The sequence below is a fragment of the Xanthomonas sp. F4 genome (assembly GCF_011761895.1).
This window is the reverse complement of record NZ_JAASQX010000005.1, coordinates 130,482-147,503: the sequence shown is the minus strand read 5'-3', so window position 1 is coordinate 147,503 and position 17,022 is coordinate 130,482. Positions and strand designations below refer to the sequence as shown.

General features: G+C 68.5%; 3 protein-coding genes. All 3 read right to left on the bottom strand.

The features are described from left to right. Window positions 1-13: 13 nt before the first annotated feature. A complete protein-coding gene (locus FHR66_RS16395; protein ID WP_160969172.1) occupies window positions 14-295 on the bottom strand; it encodes a colicin immunity domain-containing protein in 282 nt (93 codons plus the stop codon). After that, a complete protein-coding gene (locus FHR66_RS16385; RefSeq protein WP_160969174.1) occupies window positions 292-15,156 on the bottom strand; it encodes a hemagglutinin repeat-containing protein in 14,865 nt (4,954 codons plus the stop codon). Before FHR66_RS16385 ends, FHR66_RS16395 begins: the two co-directional genes overlap by 4 nt. A 76-nt stretch (window positions 15,157-15,232) precedes the next feature. After that, window positions 15,233-16,975, bottom strand: a complete 1,743-nt coding sequence (locus tag FHR66_RS16370; protein ID WP_202394897.1) for a ShlB/FhaC/HecB family hemolysin secretion/activation protein — start codon at window positions 16,973-16,975, stop codon at window positions 15,233-15,235. Between the last annotated feature and the right edge of the window lie 47 nt (window positions 16,976-17,022).

The following is a 17,022-nucleotide window of genomic DNA, read 5'->3' as shown; positions in this document are numbered from 1 at the left end:
ATTAAACAAATGGTCAGAGAGAGCCTTTTTCAACCCTATTTATTTCTTCGCAAACTTTACTAAGCAAACCAGCCTCATCTAATTCGAAATATTGCCTTTCGTCAGCATCTTCACTATACATGTCAGCGGAACAAAAAATACTAGATAAACACTCACTTAACGGAGCCGCATCTTCCCGCAAAATTCCTCTGTCGCGCTCTATTTTCCAAAGCTCCATATAAGCTTCAGAAAAAACGCGCGCATCCATTCGACCTAACGCAAAAGATTTTGCAAAATCAAAAAGAACTATACTCATCGCAGCACACCGTTTTTAATGAAATTCTCAAACTGAAGGCTTCCAGGATCAAGCTTAAAACCTGTTACAAAATTTCCCTTTGCATCAACAACAACTACGTTATTTGTATCCGGGTTAAAAAAGACCCTTGAATCTTTTACAAAACCATAAGTCCCATGCTCCACCGTAGCTTGGGCTTTCATATGCCTCTCTAATTCTAATTTAAATTGCTCCAGCGTTTGAGGATTTTTTTTGCTCGTCCCAACACCAAAATCGGATGCGTGTTTAAACTTTTTGTCAAGCTGCTTCGAACTCGCTAAAATTTCCCTTAATATTGGGACAGAATATCCGTCTGGAGCAGAAGTTCTTGATGAATAATTAAATGTCTCCGTGACATCAACTGAGTTGGACCGTGGCTTATCAGCTACGACTTTAATCGCGTCTAAGGTCGGAATCTCACCCTTATTAAAGCCAACTTCCACCACATTGTCTTTCTTTACCAAAAGCTCAAATGCGGGCGGCCCATCGCCTGACCTCGTACTGCGCGGAGCTAAGACCTCAACCGCTCCCATCACATCGTACATGCTGGCGCCGAAATTATTTGCCGCAGCGACTTGCTCCGGGCTACCGCCAAAGAGGGCTGTCAATCTCGCTGGAGACCCAAAGATCCCCAAAACCGCTGTATCTAACCGGTTCCTGTCTTCAAGCGAACTCCCACCAATCAGCGCTTTAACTTGCGGCCCATTCCAATCCCTCTCCGTCAGTAGCTGATAGTCAAGACTGTAAGACGATCCAACGCCGGTCGTAGTTTTTGAAGCGTATTGAGATACGCCCGCTGCAAGTATCGCGTCATATTCCTTCGTCCCTGGCTTAAGATTCATTAATTCTGCTTGCTGCTCCGGAGTCAGGTAGTCGAAGTACCGATCCTTCATCTCGCGGCTCTGCGCAAGACTGACGTCATCCCACTTCCGCTCTACATTTTCTCGGCATTCTTCTGTCTTGCACTTGCTGAGTTCACGCGCCTTTTCATCGCGTTGCGGATGACTCAGATAGTTGTTCACCACCTCGTTGCTGGCCGTCGCAGCACCCGCGGTGCCGCCGGCCACCGCACCCGCCGCCGTCGACGCCAAGGCGGTCAATGTGTCCGCCAACGGCCCGGTGACGCCTGCATCCCGCAGCGCGGTTGCCACGGCGGGCGCAGCGAGCGTGCCTGCAGCGGCGCCGGTCGCACCCTCTAGCCCACCTGTGAGTCCTCCGACCACCGTGTGCGCCAGCACACGCAAGCTGCCGTTGTTGCCCCACTGGCTTTCCAGTTGGTCGGCCTGTGCGGTGAGCTGGGCCTTCTGGTCCGGATCGGTCGTGTCATTGGCCTGCCGACGTAGGTCTGCCGCCTCCGTCATCTTCTTCTCGGCGTAGTCGCCGATCACATGCGTGGCCTGCTGCCCGAATGTCGCCGTGATCTGTGCCTGCGCCGCCACCTGTTCCTGCAGCTTCTGCCCATCCCATTGCTTGGTCAGGCCATTGACGTCATCACCGGTCACGACATCCCGCTTCAGGCCCGCCAGCGTGTCGGCCACGCTCTTGCCGGTCTTGGCTTGCTGTCCCGCTTCGTCGGTGATGACCAGCGCCCCCCCACTGATGCCGCTGTGCGTGGTGGATTGCGCATCGCCGCTCTCATGGCCGTAGCCGGCCGCGCTGCCGTTGGCCCCGGTGTTGTAGTTCTGCCAGGACCACTTGCTGCCATTGTTGGTGGTGGAAGGTGTCTGGCCCTCACTGCCCTTGGCCTGATCGTCGCCGGTGCCGACGCTGTAGCCGCCCGACAGGCTGATGCCTTTGGCGTCATAGCTACTGGCGTTAGCGATGTCGCTGTACGTGAGCGTGCCGGTACTCAGGCGGTTCTTGCCTTGGTCGATCGCTTCCTGGCTGCTGGCGATCACCGCGCCCTTCAGGTCGGTGTTGCCGCCCACGGTGATGTCGAACCCGCCCTTGCCGGCCTGGATGCCGCTCTGCTCGGTGACGCTGGCGTAGTCGCCATTGACTTTGTTGCTGCTGTAGCTGGCGCTGGCACTGAACCCCATGCCGAACGTGACGCTGCCACCGACCGACTTGTCCTTGCTGGCATACGTGCTGGTGTCCTGCAGGCTCTCGATGTTGAGGTTGCCGCCGACGTCAGCGATCACCTTGTCTGCGGAGACCTGGGCACCCTTGAGGGTGGTGTCGTTGCCGCTGATGATCGTGGCATTGTTGCCCGCAGTCACATGGCTGTTTGCATAGCTGACATCCTCGCCATTGGCCTTGCCACGCGCTCCGCTGGCGCTCAACGTCACGCCTGCGGCGAACCCATCCGCACCGTAGGTGACTGCAACGCCGACGGCGGCGCTGCTGCTCTTGCTGGTGCTGTGCTGTTCGGCGGTGTTCTTCGCAGCCTCGATGGTGACATCGTGATCAGCCGCCAACAGCAGGTTGCGGCCCGCGGTGATGTCGCTGCCGCTTACCAGCAGGTTGCTGGCATCGCCGCCTCCAGTGGCGATGAGGTTGACGTCGCCACCCGCCTGTAGCTTGGAGCCCTTGGCCTGGTCCGCCGACTGGGTACTCTTGCTCTCGCTCTTGCTACCGCCCACCGTCACGGCGATGCTGATGTTCGCGCCTTGCGCCGCGCTTGCCGCATTGCCACTGGCCAGCGCGCTTCCCGTCTGGCTCAGCGAACTGGCCGCGCCATAGGCGCTGTAGGCCGCAGAACCGGCCGCCAGTGCCTGCATGCGCGCATCGCCACTGACCTTCGAGCCGGCCTTGCCCGTGTCGTAAGCGGACTGGGCCAGGCTCAGCGCCGCAGAGCTAAGCGTGATCGACAGGCCGCCTTGGCTGAACTTGCTGCGCTGCTCGGCATCGGTGGTGTCGTGGACCTCGGTGATGGCGATGTCCTTTGCCTTCACAGTGATGTCGCCGGCATTCGCCAGAACATCGCTGCCAGTCTGCGCGTAACGATTACCCGCGACCAGCGTGACGTCGCCCTCCACGCTGCCGACCGTGCTGCCCACATGCGTGACATCAGCGGTGTCGGCATTGTTCTGGATCTTCTGCGTGCCGAAGGTCACGCCGATACCGCCGCTGCCGAACATGCCGGACTTCTTCGTTTTCTTCTCGTGCTCTTCGCTATGCGTGTTCTGCGCCGTCTCCAGCGTCAGGTCGTTGCCGGCGGCCACCACCACGTTGCCGGTGCCGGCGACCTGCGCGCCCTGCGACAGCAGGTCGTGGCCGGCGGCGATCTGCACGGTGTCGCCGCTGAGCGTGGTGGCGACCGCGGTGCTGTCGTGCCACTCGTCGTGCGTGGTGGTGGTCTTGCTGGACAGGAAGCCTTTTTTCTTCTTCTGCATGTCCTGCACGGCGTCGTGCTGCTCTTGTGCGGCGAGCAGGTTGACGTCGTTGCCAGCGGACACGGCGAGAGCGCCCTTGTCGGTGAACACCTGGGCAGCGGTCAAGTTCACGTCGTGGCCGGACTGCAGGGCGATGTCGCCGCCTGCGGTGAACTCGCTGCCGTGGACGGTCTCGTCGCGGGTGCTGGTGGTCTGCTTGAAGCGCTTGCGCGTCTCCAGGGTGTTGCTGCTGTCGACCGTGGTCAGCGTGGTGCTGTTGAGGTCGTTGCCGGCGACCACGGCCAGGCCATTGCCGGCGTCGAGCTTGGCCGCTGTCAGGTTGACGTCGTGGCCGGCGCTGAGCACCAGGTTGCCGCCAGCGGTGAGCGCCTGCTGTTCCAGGTCCTGGGTAGTGGTGGCGGTGACGAGCTTGGTCTTGCCCTGTCGGGTCTCGTCGGTAACGGTATGGCTGTCGCCTAGCACCGAAGTCACGTCGAGGTTGTGGCCTGCTGCGGCGATCAGATCGCCGCCGGTCTTCACCTGCGCCTGGCGGATGGTGAGGTCGTTGCCGGCGGCCAATTGCAGATTGCCACCGACAATGAGGCTGGACGTGTCACCGCCGCGCATCAGGCCGGACTCATCACGCAGTGCCGTGGGTTGCAGCAGCAGGTTGCTGCCTGCCTGCAACGCGGCATTGTTGCCGACCTGCAGGGTCGTGCCAGTGAGGCTGAGGTCACGACCGGCCTGCAGCAGCAGGTTGTTGCCGGCGCTGATGCCCGAACGCAGGTCGCCGCCAGCGACGGCGTCGCGGGTGGTACTGGTCAGGTCGCGGCCAGCACTCAGCAACACGTCGCGGCCGGTGATCTGGCCGCCGAGGTTGAGCAGGTCCTGATTGGCCTGCAACGCCACGGTGCCACTGGACACAATCCGGCCCTGGTTGAGCAGGTTGCCGACGTTGGCGCTGACGTTGGCGCCGCTGATGGTGCCGGTGTTGCTCAGGCCGGCGGTGGCGTTGAGCGAGACGTCGCCGTTGTCGCTGGCCAGCAGCGCGCCATCGCTGCGCAGGGTCAGCGCGGTCTTGGACGACAGGTAGACCACGGGCACCAGCACCTTCTGGCCCTGGTACTCCTGTTCGACCATCCACACGATGTCGTGGGTCAGCGCGGCGACCTGCGCGGCGGTCAGCGCCACGCCCACGCTCAGGTGCAGCGTGCCGGCCTCGGCCACGCCGCCATCGAGCAGGGCGCGGTACTGGGCCACGCCATCGGCGTAGTTGCCCAGGTAGCGGCGGCCGGTGAGCTGGGTGATCTGGTCCAGCACCAGGCGCTGTTCGTAGAAACCATCGCCCAGGCGGGTCTGGGTCCACTGCGGATCCACGCCGAGCTTGTCCAGCAGGTAGTCGCTGCTGATGAAGTTGTTGTAGTCGACGAAGCGCGGATCGGTCTCGATCAGGTAGCGGCGACCGGGGGCGCCGTTGTTGGCCTTGACCCCGCCCAGGCCGTTGGCGGCGCGGCCCAGCGCGTTGGGATTGGCGCCGTTGCTGCCGACCAGGCGGTACAGCCCGCCCATCGGCAGCACGATGTTGCCCAGCGGCGCGCCGACGCCACCGACTACCTGCGGGACCTGGCCGGTGCCCGGGTCGATCTGCTGGTACTGGCCGGGCACCGTTCCGCCGGTCAGCACCGCCTGCGCGCCGTTGGCCTGAACCTGACTGCGGCTGCCGTTGCCGGCGCCGCCGAGCTGGGCCTGCACGCCGGTGGCCTGGACATTGGAGGCATTGACGGCGCTGCTGCCGTTCAGAGCGGTCTGGACCCCCTGCGCATGGACGTCGACCGCAGTCGCGTCGGTGGTGCCGACGAGGCTGCCGCGACCGTCATCGACACGGATCTGGCCGAATCCGGCGGCTGCAATGCGGTTGCCGACACTGGCGCCGCCCGTGGCGGCAGCGGTCTGCGCCTGCACGGCGATACCGCCAGCACCGTCGGCGCTCTTGGTGCCGTACCGGTTCAGGCCTCCGCCCTGGGTGGCGTTGAAGGAAGCGCCGCCGATGCTGCGGCCATCGCTGCCGACCGCGCCGTTGCTGATGGTGGCGCCGCTGATCGCCACGCCCTGCCCGCCGGTCATGTTGGCGGCGAGGGCGATGTAGCCACTATCCGATGTCCCGGAGTTGACTTCGTTTTCCTCGACACTGTAGGTACATCCCGTTCCTCGAATTCCTCGAGCACAGTCGCCATCATCCAAGACTGCGACGCGCTCGATATCGGTGTACTTGGTCTTCTGACTCAACGCGAGCGCGTTGTTCTGCACTACCTCCCGCCCATTGATGAGAGCGTCACTCAATCCATTGGTGCCAAAGCGATTAACCAACAGCTGACCGGCGGCTGCAATCGTGGACGCGTTGTTGTTCACGCTCCCAGAGATCGCGATGTTTCCCCCGGCAGCGATGCGCCCTTCCGCGCTGGCGGAAATGAGTTGGTCACGACTGATGACATCGTAGTATCGGGTCGTACCAAGGCTGACCCTGTCGCCGACGTTCGGGCCATTCTGTTCGGGCATCGGCTGGCCGACGTACAGCACTTCAGAAGGCGTCGTGGCGTTGATTGCCTCGCGCTCGGAGTCCGACAACGGCGTGGTTCTGGCATTGACCACGCGCCGCCGGTTATTGATCTGATTGGCTGCGATCAGGATGCTGCCATCGGCCTCGATGCTGCCGGACACGTTGTCCAGCGTGCCGGTGCGTGCGATGAGCGTGCCGCTGCTGTCGCGCGCGGCGCCGATGGCGATGTTGCCGAGGCTGAAGATCTTCGCGTCGCGGTTGACCAACTGGTCGCGCACCAGCAGGGTCATGCCGCTGGTGGCGCCGATCAGCGCGCTGCCGTAGGCGGCGTTGTCGGTGGCGCCGCCCAGATCGGCGCCGTTGATCAGGGTGCCGGTGTCCACCAGCACGTTGCCGCCGACCAGGCTGCCGGTGTTGCTCACCGACCCAGCAGTGACCTGCAGGTTGCCGCTGGCGGAAATGTCGCCGGCGTTGCCGACGCTGCCGCCGGTGTTCAACTGCACGTTGCCCGAGCGCATGCTGGCGCCGGCAAGGTTGCTGATGTTGCTGGCGTTGATGCCGAGGCTGCGCCCGGCCTGCAGCGCCGAGGCATTGACGAAGTTGCCGCCCACTGCCAGGCGGAAATCGCCGTTGCTGGTGATGTCGGCACCGGCGCGATGGGTGTAGTCGCTGCGGATGGTCAGGTCGAGCAGGTTCTGGCCGAGGATGCTGCCGCCGCCGTCGAAGCCGACAGTGTCGATGACCACGTCGCCCGCACCGCCGGCGCTGCTGCCGGCGCCGATCTGGCCGCCGCTGTTGCTCAGGTTCTGCAGGGCCAGGCGCACCGCCTGTTCGGCCTTGATCTTGCCGTTGCGGTTGTCGAGCGTGGCGCCGTTGCGTTGCAGCAGCATGCTGGCGCCGGCGTAGACGCTGCCGCCCTGGTTGTCGAGCGCGTTGGTGTTGGCGATCAGATCGCCGCCGGCCACCAGTTGCCCGCTGCCGTTGGCGATGCTGGCCGCGTCGAGCACCACACTGCCGCGCCCGCCCAGGCTGCCGCCGACATTGCGCAGGTCCCCACCGGTGGTGAGCCGGGTCAGGCCGCCGCCGTTGTTGACGATGCTGCCCTGGCTGTTGTCGATGCGGCCGCCGGACAGGGTCATGGCGTTGCCGCTGTCGAGCTGGCCGCCGCTGTTGAGCAGCGCACCATTGACGGCGACGGTGAGATCGCGCGCGGCGCCGATGCGGCCGCTCTGGTGGTTGTCGAGCTGGCCACGCGCGGTCAGTGCCAGGTCGCGGCCGGCCTGCAGGGTGCCGGCGCTGTTACTGACGTTCTCTGCGCCCAGGGTCAGATCGGTGCTGGCACCGATCACGCCGGAGTCGTTGTTCAACGTATGCGCCAGATCCACGCGCAGGTCGCCACCGGCACCGCCACTGCTCAGCGCCTGTATGGTGCCGCCGCGGTTTTCGAGGCTGTCGGCGCGCAGTACCAGGCTGCCGCCGGTGGCCTGCACCACGCCCAGGCGGTTGTCGAGCGCACCGCTGCCCAGTTGCAGGTTCAAGCCGCGCCCGGACACGCTGCCGCCGATGTTGCCCAGGCCGGCCGCGGTGACACTGGCATCGCCGGCCGCGGCAATGGCGCCGCCCTGGTTGTCGAGCGTGTTGCCGGCGCTGAGCTGCAGCTGGCCCTGGGTGAGGATGCGACCGCCGGCATTGCCGAGGGCACCAGCGCTGCTCACCGTGAGGGTGCCGCTACCGGCGTGTTCGATGCGCCCTTGCGCGTTGTTGATCGACGCCGCGCCCAGTTGCAGGTCGCTGCCGTTGCTGACCAGGCGGCCGCTGCCGTTGTCGAACGCGCCGGTGACGGCGATGCGGGTGATGCCGGTGCCACTCTGCACCAGGCTGCCGCTGCCGTTGCGCAGCGTGCTCGCGCCCAGGTCCAGGCCCGCCGCCTGCAGCGTGCCACCGACGCCGTTGAGCGCGCTGTTGTCCAGCGCGCCACCGGCACGCACGGTGAGCTGGCCGCCGGCGAGCAGGTCGGCGCCGCGATGGTCCACGTCGCCGCTCGCGGTCAGCGCGGCGTTGCCGCCGACACGGGTGGTGCTGCCGGCCAGCGCGAGTTGCGTGGCGTCTGCGGTGAGATTACCGGCGGCGATCAGGCGGCCGCTGGCGCTGAGCGTGCCGTCGGCATGCAGGGTCAGCGCGCCGCTGTTGCCGAGGCTGCCGTCGCTGCGCACGCCAGACGCGGCCACGCCGCCGATGGCGACATCGCCGCCGCTCAGGCGCAGGTTGCCGCTGGACAGGGTCTGCCCGGCGTTGTCGATGCGCTGGCCCTGCAGCGCGATGTCGGCGCCGTTGACGGTGCCGTGCTGGAGCACGCCGGCGTCGCTGCCGAGCACGACCTGGTTGGCGCTGAGCGTGCCGGCCACGGTCAGGTCGCCGTGTGATTGCAGTTGCAGGGTGGTCGCGGCACTGAGCGCGCCGCTCTGGTTCAGTGCACCGCCGGCCTGCGCGCTGAATGCACCGGCAGACGCCAGGGTGCCGCCCAGAGTCAGATCGCCCTGGCTGACCAAGGCGACATCGCCGCTCTCGCTGCCGAGCTGGCCGCTGCTGGCGACGCTGGCGGCCTGCACGCGCAGGGCGTTGCCGCCGATCAGGTCGCCGCGGTTGTCGACCGCACCGTTGGCGGTGAGCGCCAGGCGCTGCACGCCGTAGCTGCGCCCGGTCTGCTGCAGCGAGCCCACGTCCAGCTGCAGACGCTGGCGCGCACGCAGCGCGCCGGCGTTGCTGAGCAGGCCGCTGACGGTGAACGTGCCATTGCCCAGGGCAGCGAGCATGCCGCTGGCGCTGTTGGTAGCGCTGGCGGCGGTGAGGCTCAGATCGGTGCCGGCGACGACCTGGGCGGCGTTGTTGAGCGCGCCAGTGGCGCGCAGGTCGAGCGTCGAAGCGGACTGCACCAAGCCACCGAGGGCGAGGTCGCCCGTGCTGGTCATCGCCAGGGTGGTGCCAGCATCGGCGGTGCCCTGACTGTCGATGGCCGCGCCGCTCAGACGCAGTGCGCCGGTGCTGTGCAGCACGCTCTGGCTGCCACTGCGCAGGGTGCCGCCGGCTTGCAGCGTGGCGTCCTGGCCGGCGCTGAGGCTGCCGTTCACTTGCAGGTCGCGCTGCGCCTGCGCCTGCAGTCCCTGCGTGGTGGCGAGCTGGCCGCCCAGGGTCAGGTCGCGGCCGGCGCGCAGATCCAGCGCCTGCGCGCTGAGCGTGTCGGCCTGCAGCAGATCGCCCTGCGCTTGGGCGCTGAGTTGGGTGGCGGCGGCGACGGTGCCGCCCAACTGCAGGTCGCCCTGGCTGGTCAGCACCACCTGGCCGCTCTGGCTGCCGAGTTGGCCGGTGCTGGCGATGCGCGCGGCGTCGAGTTGCAGGTCGCGCTTGGCGATCAGGTCGCCCTGGCTGTCGACGGCGCCGGTGGCGTGCAGGGTCAGCGCATCGCCGGCGTAGGCCTGGCCGCTGTGCTGCAGGTTACCGACCTGCAAGGTCATGGCCTGGCCGGACTGCAGGGTGCCGGCGTTGGCGAGGGTGCCGCCCGTGGTCAGGGCCAGCGCGCCGCGCGCGCCGAGGCTGGCGCCGGTGGCGTTGGCGATGCCGGCAGCGGTGACGGTGAGATCGCGCCCGGCCAGCACCTGCGCGGCATTGGTCAGTTGGGTGCCGGCGGTGAGCACGACATCGCGCCCGGCCTGGGCCACGCCGGCCACGGCCAGCGTGCCGTCGCTGCGCAGGCCCAGATCGGTGGCGGCGTCGAGCGTGCCGCGGCTGTCGATGCTGCCGCCTTGCAGGGTGATCGCGCCGGCCGTGCTCTGCAGGACCGCGGCGTTGCCGGTGGCCACGCTGGCACCCTGCAACTGCAGGTCGCCGACGGTCAGGGCTTGGCCATCGACGCTCAGGGCGCGCTGCGCCTGCAGCGTCGCCGTGGAGCCGCTTTGCAACGCACCGGCAATGCCGACGTCGCGCCCGGTCAGGGCGACGGCCCCGGCCTTGGCGACACCATCCAGCCGCAGATCGCCTAGCGCGGTGGCGCTCAACGCCTGTGCAGCGACGATGCTGCCGCCCAGTTGCAGGTCGCCCTGGCTGGTGAGCGCCACCTGGCCGCTCTGGCTGCCGAGTTGGCCGGTGCTGGCGATGCGCGCGGCGTCGAGTTGCAGGTCGCGCTTGGCGATCAGGTCGCCCTGGCTGTCGACGGCGCCGGTGGCGTGCAGGGTCAGCGCGTCGCCGGCGTAGGCCTGGCCGCTGTGCTGCAGGTTGCCGACCTGCAAGGTCATGGCCTGGCCGGACTGCAGGGTGCCGGCGTTGGCGAGGGTACCGCCCGTGGTCAGGGCCAGCGCACCGCGCGCGCCGAGGCTGGCGCCGGTGGCGTTGGCGATGCCGGCAGCGGTGACGGTGAGATCGCGCCCGGCCAGCACCTGCGCGGCATTGGTCAACTGGGTGCCGGCGGTGAGCACGACATCGCGCCCGGCCTGGGCCACGCCGGCCACGGCCAACGTGCCGTCGCTGCGCAGGCCAAGATCGGTGGCGGCGTCGAGCGTGCCGCGGCTGTCGATGCTGCCGCCCTGCAGGGTGATCGCGCCCGCCGTGCTCTGCAGGACCGCGGCGTTGCCGGTGGCGACGCTTGCACCCTTCAAATGCAGGTCGCCGGTGGTCAGGGCCTGGCCATCAACGCTCAGGGCGCGCTGCGCCTGCAGCGTCGCGTTGGTCGCGCTCTGCAACCCACCGGCGAGGCCGACATCGCGCCCGCTCAGGGCGATCGCGCGCGCCTTTGCCACGCCGTCCAGGCGCAGGTCGCCCTGCGCGGTGGCGCTGAGCGCCTGCGCGGCGATCACGCTGCCGCCCAGTTGCAGGTCGCCCTGGCTGGTGAGCGTGACCTGGCCGTTCTGGCTGCCGAGTTGGCCGCTGTTGCTGAGGCTGCCCACGTCCACCAACAGATCGCCGCCGGCGATCACGTTGCCGCGGTTGTCCACCGCGCCGCTGCTGCGCAGGGTCAATGCCTGGCCGGTGGAGAGTGTGCCGCTGTGCTGCAGGCTGCCGGCCTGCAGTTGCAGCGATTGTTCGCCGCGCAGCAGGCCGGCGTTGTCGAGCAGTCCATCGACGTGCAGGTCCAGTCCGCGACCGGCGGCCAGCGTGCCGGCGGCGCGGTTGACCGCACTCGCCGCCTGCAGCTGCAGATCGCGCCCGGCCACAACCCGGGCGCTGCTGTCGAACGCACCCGCAGCCGTCAGCAGCACGTCGCCACCGCCCTGGGCGATGCCGGCCAGGTGCAGCACGGCCTGGCTATGCAGGGTCAGGTCGGTGCCGGCGTCGAGCGCACCTTGGCTGTCGATGCTGCCGCCATCCACGGCGATGTCCGCCACGCTCTGCAACACCGCGGCGCTGCCAGTGCCGACGCTGGCGCCACGCAGGTGCACGCTGCCGCCAGCCAGTGCCTGCCCGTCCAGTTGCAGCGCGCGTTGCGCCTGCGCCTGCAGGGTGCTGGCGCTCTGCGTGGTGCCGGCGAGAGTCAGGTCGCGCCCGGCATCCAACTGCACGGACTGCGCCTTGCTGGTTCCGCCGTGCAGCAGATCGCCCGCCGCCTGCAGGTGCAGCGCGGTACCGGCGACCTGGGTGCCGGCGAGTTGCAGGTCGCCGGCGCTGGTCACGCTCAGTTGGCCGTCCTGACTGCCGAGCTGGCCACTGCTGGCGACGCTGCCGGCGCTGATCGCCACGTCGTGCTTGCCGATCAGATCGCCGGTGTTGCCGAGTGCGGTCGCCGCCTGCACGGTCAACGTGTCGCCGGCGTAGGCACGGCCACTCTGTTGCAGGCTGCCGACGCGCAAGCTCGCGGCCTGGCCGGCCTGCACCAGGCCGGCATTGTCGAAGTTGCCCTGCACGGTGGCGTCGAGTGTCGTCTGTGCGAGCAACTGGCCTTGCGCCTGGTTGCTGGCACTGGCGGCGGTGAGCTGCAGTGCGCGGCCGGCGAACACCTTGGACTGGTTGTCGAGGTTGCCGTCGGCCAGCACCGCAACGTCGCGCCCGGCCTGGGCGATGCCGGCCAGGTGGATGTCGCCCGTACTGTGCAGCCGCAGATCGGTGCCCGCGTCCAGCGCGCCCTGGCTATCCAGCGCCGCCGTCTCCACCTGCAGGGCGGTTGCGCTCTGCAGAATTGCGCCGGTGCCGAGTGCAACGCTGGCGGCATTGACGCCGATCGCGCCGTTCGCGCTGGCCTGGCCGTCCACGCGCAGCGCGCGTTGCGCCTGCAGTTGCAGGGTGTCGGTGCTCTGCACGGTGCCGGCCACGCCCAGGTCGCCCGCGGCAGCGAGCTGCACGCCGGCCGCACGTAGGCTGCCGCGCTGCTGCAGATCGCCCAGCTCCTGCGCGTTCAAGGCACCGGCGGCCGCGACCACGCCATCGAGTTGCACGTCGCCGCGGCTGTTCAGCACGACCTGGCCGTGCTGGCTGCCGAGCTGGCCGCTGCTGGCGAGACTGCCGGCGTCGATCTGCACATCGCTACCGCCGACCAGATCGCCCTGGTTGGCGACGGCGCCATCGACGGTCAGGGTCAGCGTGGTGCCGGCATTGGCCGAGCCGGTCTGCGCGAGGCTGCCGGCGCGTAGGCCGAGCGCGCCACCGGCGTACAGGTGGCCGTCGTTGGACAGCGCGCTGGCGCTGCTCAGGCTGGCGTCGCCCAGGGCCGACAGACTGGCGCCGGCAGCGTTGCTGAGACTGCCGGCGCTGGCGCTGAGTGCGCCGCCAGCCACGACCTGGGCCTGGTTCTGCAGCACCCCGGCACCGGTCAGGGTGAGGTCGCTACGCGACTGCGCGGTGCCGGCCAGCGACAGGTCGCCGGCGCTGCGCAGCGCCAGGGTCGTGCCGGCATCCAGCACGCCGGCCTGGGCGATGCTGGCGCCGTCCAGTGCCAGTGCGCCGCCGGTCTGCACCTGTCCGCTCTGCAGCAACGCGCCCTGCGCGTGCAGCGTGGCGTTGCCGCCGGCGGCCAAGGTGGCGCTGCTGCGCAACTGGCCGTCGGCGCTCAACTGCAGGTCGCCATCGGTGCGGATCACGCCGTCCAGCGCGGCGTCGCCGGTGGTCTGCAGCTGCGCGCTGCCCGCGCGCAAGGTGCCCGATTGCAGCAAGATGCCGCCGGCCTGCGCGGTCAGCGCGCCTTTCGCCGCCACCTGCCCGGCCAGGGCCAGGTCGCCGCGGCTGCGCAAGGCGACGTCGCCACCCTGGCTGCCGAGTTCGCCGCTGCTGAGCAGTTGCGCCGCGTCCACGCTCAGCGCCGCGCCGGCAACCAGGCTGCCGCTGTTGCTCAGCGCCGCAGTCGTGGCGAGCGTCGCGTTGCGGCCGGCGTAGCTGCCGCCGCTGTTGCCGACGCTGGCCGCGTCGATGCGCAGATCGCGTCCGGCATACAGCGTGCCGGCGTTGTCGAGCGTGCCTGGCGTTGCCAACGCAATGTCGCCGCCGGCCGAGACCACCGCACCGGCCGCATTGCCGATCGCCGCCGCGCCCAGGTCCAGGCGCCCGCCGGCGCTGAGCTGACCGAGCGTGTCCAGGCGTCCGCCGGCCTGCACGCTGGCGTCCTGCCAGGATTGCGCCAACCCGGACAGGCGCATCTCGGCATCGCTGCGCAAGTTGAGGCCCGCACCGGCGTCGAGCGCGCCGGCGGCATCGATCCGCGCCGCCTGCACCGCGAGGCGACCGGCGCTCTGCACGGTACCGCCGCGCTGCAGCCAGGCCGCTCCGGCCTGCAGTTGCGCCGCGCCGCCAGCATAGGCGCTGCCGCTGCTGCGCAACTCGCCACTGGCGCTCAGCGACAGATCGCCGCCGCTGTAGAGGCTGCCGCCGGCGTCCAGTTCCGAACCGAACAGGGTGATGGCACCGGCGCTGCTGCGCCCACTGTGCGCCAGCGCGCCACTGGCGGCCGCATCGAGCAGGCCATGGGCGATGGTGTCGCCACTCATCGTCAGTTGCGCGGCGCGCAGGCGCACGCCGGCCTGCTGCGAGCCGAGCACGCCCTGCTGGCTCAGCGCACCCGCCGCGTGCAGCTCGACATCGTCGCGGGCCACCGCAGTGCCGGCGAGACTGAGCTGCCCGGCGCTGTCGATCTGCAGGCTGCCGCTCTGCGCAGACAGGGTGCCGCGGCTGACCACGCCCACACCGGCCTCGGTGGCGATCAGGCGGATGCGGTCGGCGTACATGCCGCCCAGGTACGCCACGTCGATGCCGATCGCCGGCGGTGCGCCGTCGCTGCCCGGCAGCACCTCCAGCAACATGCCGTCGTAGCCGATGCGCTGCGCACCGGCACTGGCCAGCAGATCTTTGGCCCACACCGACCCGCCCACGCTCAACTGTCGCGACAGCAGGTCCAGGCGATCGACGTTGTAGGCGTCCAGGCCGTTGCTGCCGACGCTCAGCGCGCCGCCGGTGATGGAGAAGCCGTTCAGGGCGCCATCGGCGCCGAGCAGCGGGACGCCGGTGGCCAGGGTGACGCGCGAGGTGTTGAGGAAGCCGCAGCCGTCGCAGACGATGCCGTTGGGATTGGCGATCACCAACTGCGCCTTGGCCCCGGCGATTTCGGTATAGCCCTGCAGGCGGCTGGTCGTGGAGGTGACTTCGTTGAGGATCAGCGTGGCCGCGCCGCTGTTCTTCAGGTTGTCGTTGCCGGCGATGTAGCCGCCGAGCTCGGTCTTGGAGATCTGCGCGCTGTTGTTGAGGATCAGGCCGTTGCTGCCGACGTCGAAGCGCGAATAGCGATTGTGCGAGACGCCACGCGCGTTGGGAGCGACGATGTCCACCACCGGCACGCCGTTGGCCGCGGCCTGCTGCCCGGGCTGGCGCCCGTCCGGATTGGCGACCGGCGCGACTTGCGCGTACAGCGGCAGCGAGGTCCAGGTGACGGTGCAGCACAGCAGGGCGGCGAGGCCGCGCTTGAGCGGCTCGAGCAGGCGGTGGCGGCGGTCGGTACGGTCCATGTGCATCGTCGTCTCTCTCGTGCCGCCCAAGGCGGCAAATCCATTGCGTTGCCTGCCGCCAATGGCGGCAGTGATGTCAGAACTGGTAGATCAGGCGCACGCCATAGGCCGGCTGCGCGCTGTGGAAGTCGCGCGGCGCGTGCAGGTCCCAGCCGGCGAAGCCATCCCAGCTGAGCCCGCCGCGCGCACCGCGCACGCCGACGAAGCCGCCGACCAGGCTGCGCCCGGCCTGCGCCGAAGCGCTCGGCCCGGCGATGCGGCCGGCATCCACGCCCAGGTATGGGGTGATGCCCAGGCGCTGCACCGGCAGGTTGAGGGTGTTGCGCCAATACGCGCCGCGTTCGGCACCCAGGGTGCGTTCGCCATCGAAGCCGCGCACGCTGTAGCGCCCGCCCAGAGTGATGAATTCCGACCCCAGCAGCAGCTGCGGTGAGGTCTGCGCATGCAGGCTGCTGTCCCAGCTCAGCGCCACCGGACCCAGCGCGAACGGCAGGCCGGCGCTGACGTCGAGCGTGGTGACGCCGTAGCGGTAGCCGGGGAAGCCCACCGCCGGGTCGTAGCCGGTCCACTGCCCGTCGAACCACGGCGTGCCGCGGCGGTGACCCAGGCGCGTGTCCAGCTGCAGCTTGCCCAGGTAGTGGCGATGGCTGAGGTAGAACTCGGCGCTGGTGGTGTGGCGGCGCTGGATGCCGATCTCCACCCCGTCCAGGTAGCTGCGCGCTGCCCGCTTGGCCACCACCACGCCGAGCGTGGTCTTGCTGGTGCCGGTGCGGTGGATCACCCGCTGCAGATCCAGTTGCGCGCTGTTCGAGCTGCCGCTGGACTGGAAGCTCTGGCGGAAGCCGTCCACCTGCTGGTGGTAGCGATAGGACGACAGCGACAGCGAGGCCGTCCACCAGCCCCACGGCACGCTATAGGACAGGCTGTTGCCGCGCGTGCCGCGGGCGGCGCCGTCGTCGACGAGGTCGTGGTTGTAGCCGATCGAGAGCAGGTCGTTGATGCCCAGCGGCGCATCCAGGGCGAAGTCGATGCCGCCCTGGTAGCGGCCGGTCGCCTGCACGCCCGAGTCGTCGGCGTTGAGCACCGCGCGCCAGCGCTTGCTGCGCTGCACGGTGATCAGCAGGTCCGACTCGCCCGGCTGCTCGCCCGGGGCGATGTCGATCTTGGCGTCCTGCGAGGGCACCCGCTTGAACTGCTCCACGCCCTGCTCGATCGCGCGCAGGTCGAGCACGTCGCCCGGGCGCAGCGGCAGCGCCCCGCGCCAGAACACGCGGCCGTCCGCCGACTGCACGCGCACCTGGCGCAGGCGCCCGGGCAACAGTTCGAAGCGCAGTTCACCGCTGGACAGGTCCTGCGCCGGCACGCCGAGGCGGGTGGTGACGAAGCCGCGCGCGACCAGTTGGTCCAGCGCGCGGCGTCGGATCAGGTCGATGCCGGCCGTGCCGATGCAGCGGCCCTCGTAGCGGCGCAGCGACTGCCACAGCCAGGAAAAACGTGCCGCGTCGGGGCCGCCGCCACCGAGGCGGATGCGCCGGATCGGAAAGCACAGCGCTTCGGTCGGCAAGGCGGTGCTGCGCATGTCCGCCGGCGCTTCGGCCTCGCGCGGACCCACGAACGGCGCCTGCCGGTCCTGTTCCTGCTGCCGCTGCACCTGCTCGGCCTGGCGCAACTGTTCCTGGCGGTCGAGCGTGGTGGGTTCCTGCGCGTGCGCCGACCGCGCAGCCGCCAGCGCGCACACGGCCAGTACGACGAGAGAAGCTCCTTTTCTCCAACTATCCACTGCAACGTCCCCTGTGACGCTTCCGGCGGTTGCCTGCATATGCAGGCGCGATCGCGCTGCAGCGCGCGAGGCGCCGCATCTTGCGG

Coding starts and splice junctions, on each gene's coding strand:
- FHR66_RS16370 (WP_202394897.1), bottom strand. CDS start 16,975: ATGCAGGCAACCGCCGGAAGCGTCACAGGGGACGTTGCAGTGGATAGT.
- FHR66_RS16395 (WP_160969172.1), bottom strand. CDS start 295: ATGAGTATAGTTCTTTTTGATTTTGCAAAATCTTTTGCGTTAGGTCGA.
- FHR66_RS16385 (WP_160969174.1), bottom strand. CDS start 15,156: ATGGACCGTACCGACCGCCGCCACCGCCTGCTCGAGCCGCTCAAGCGC.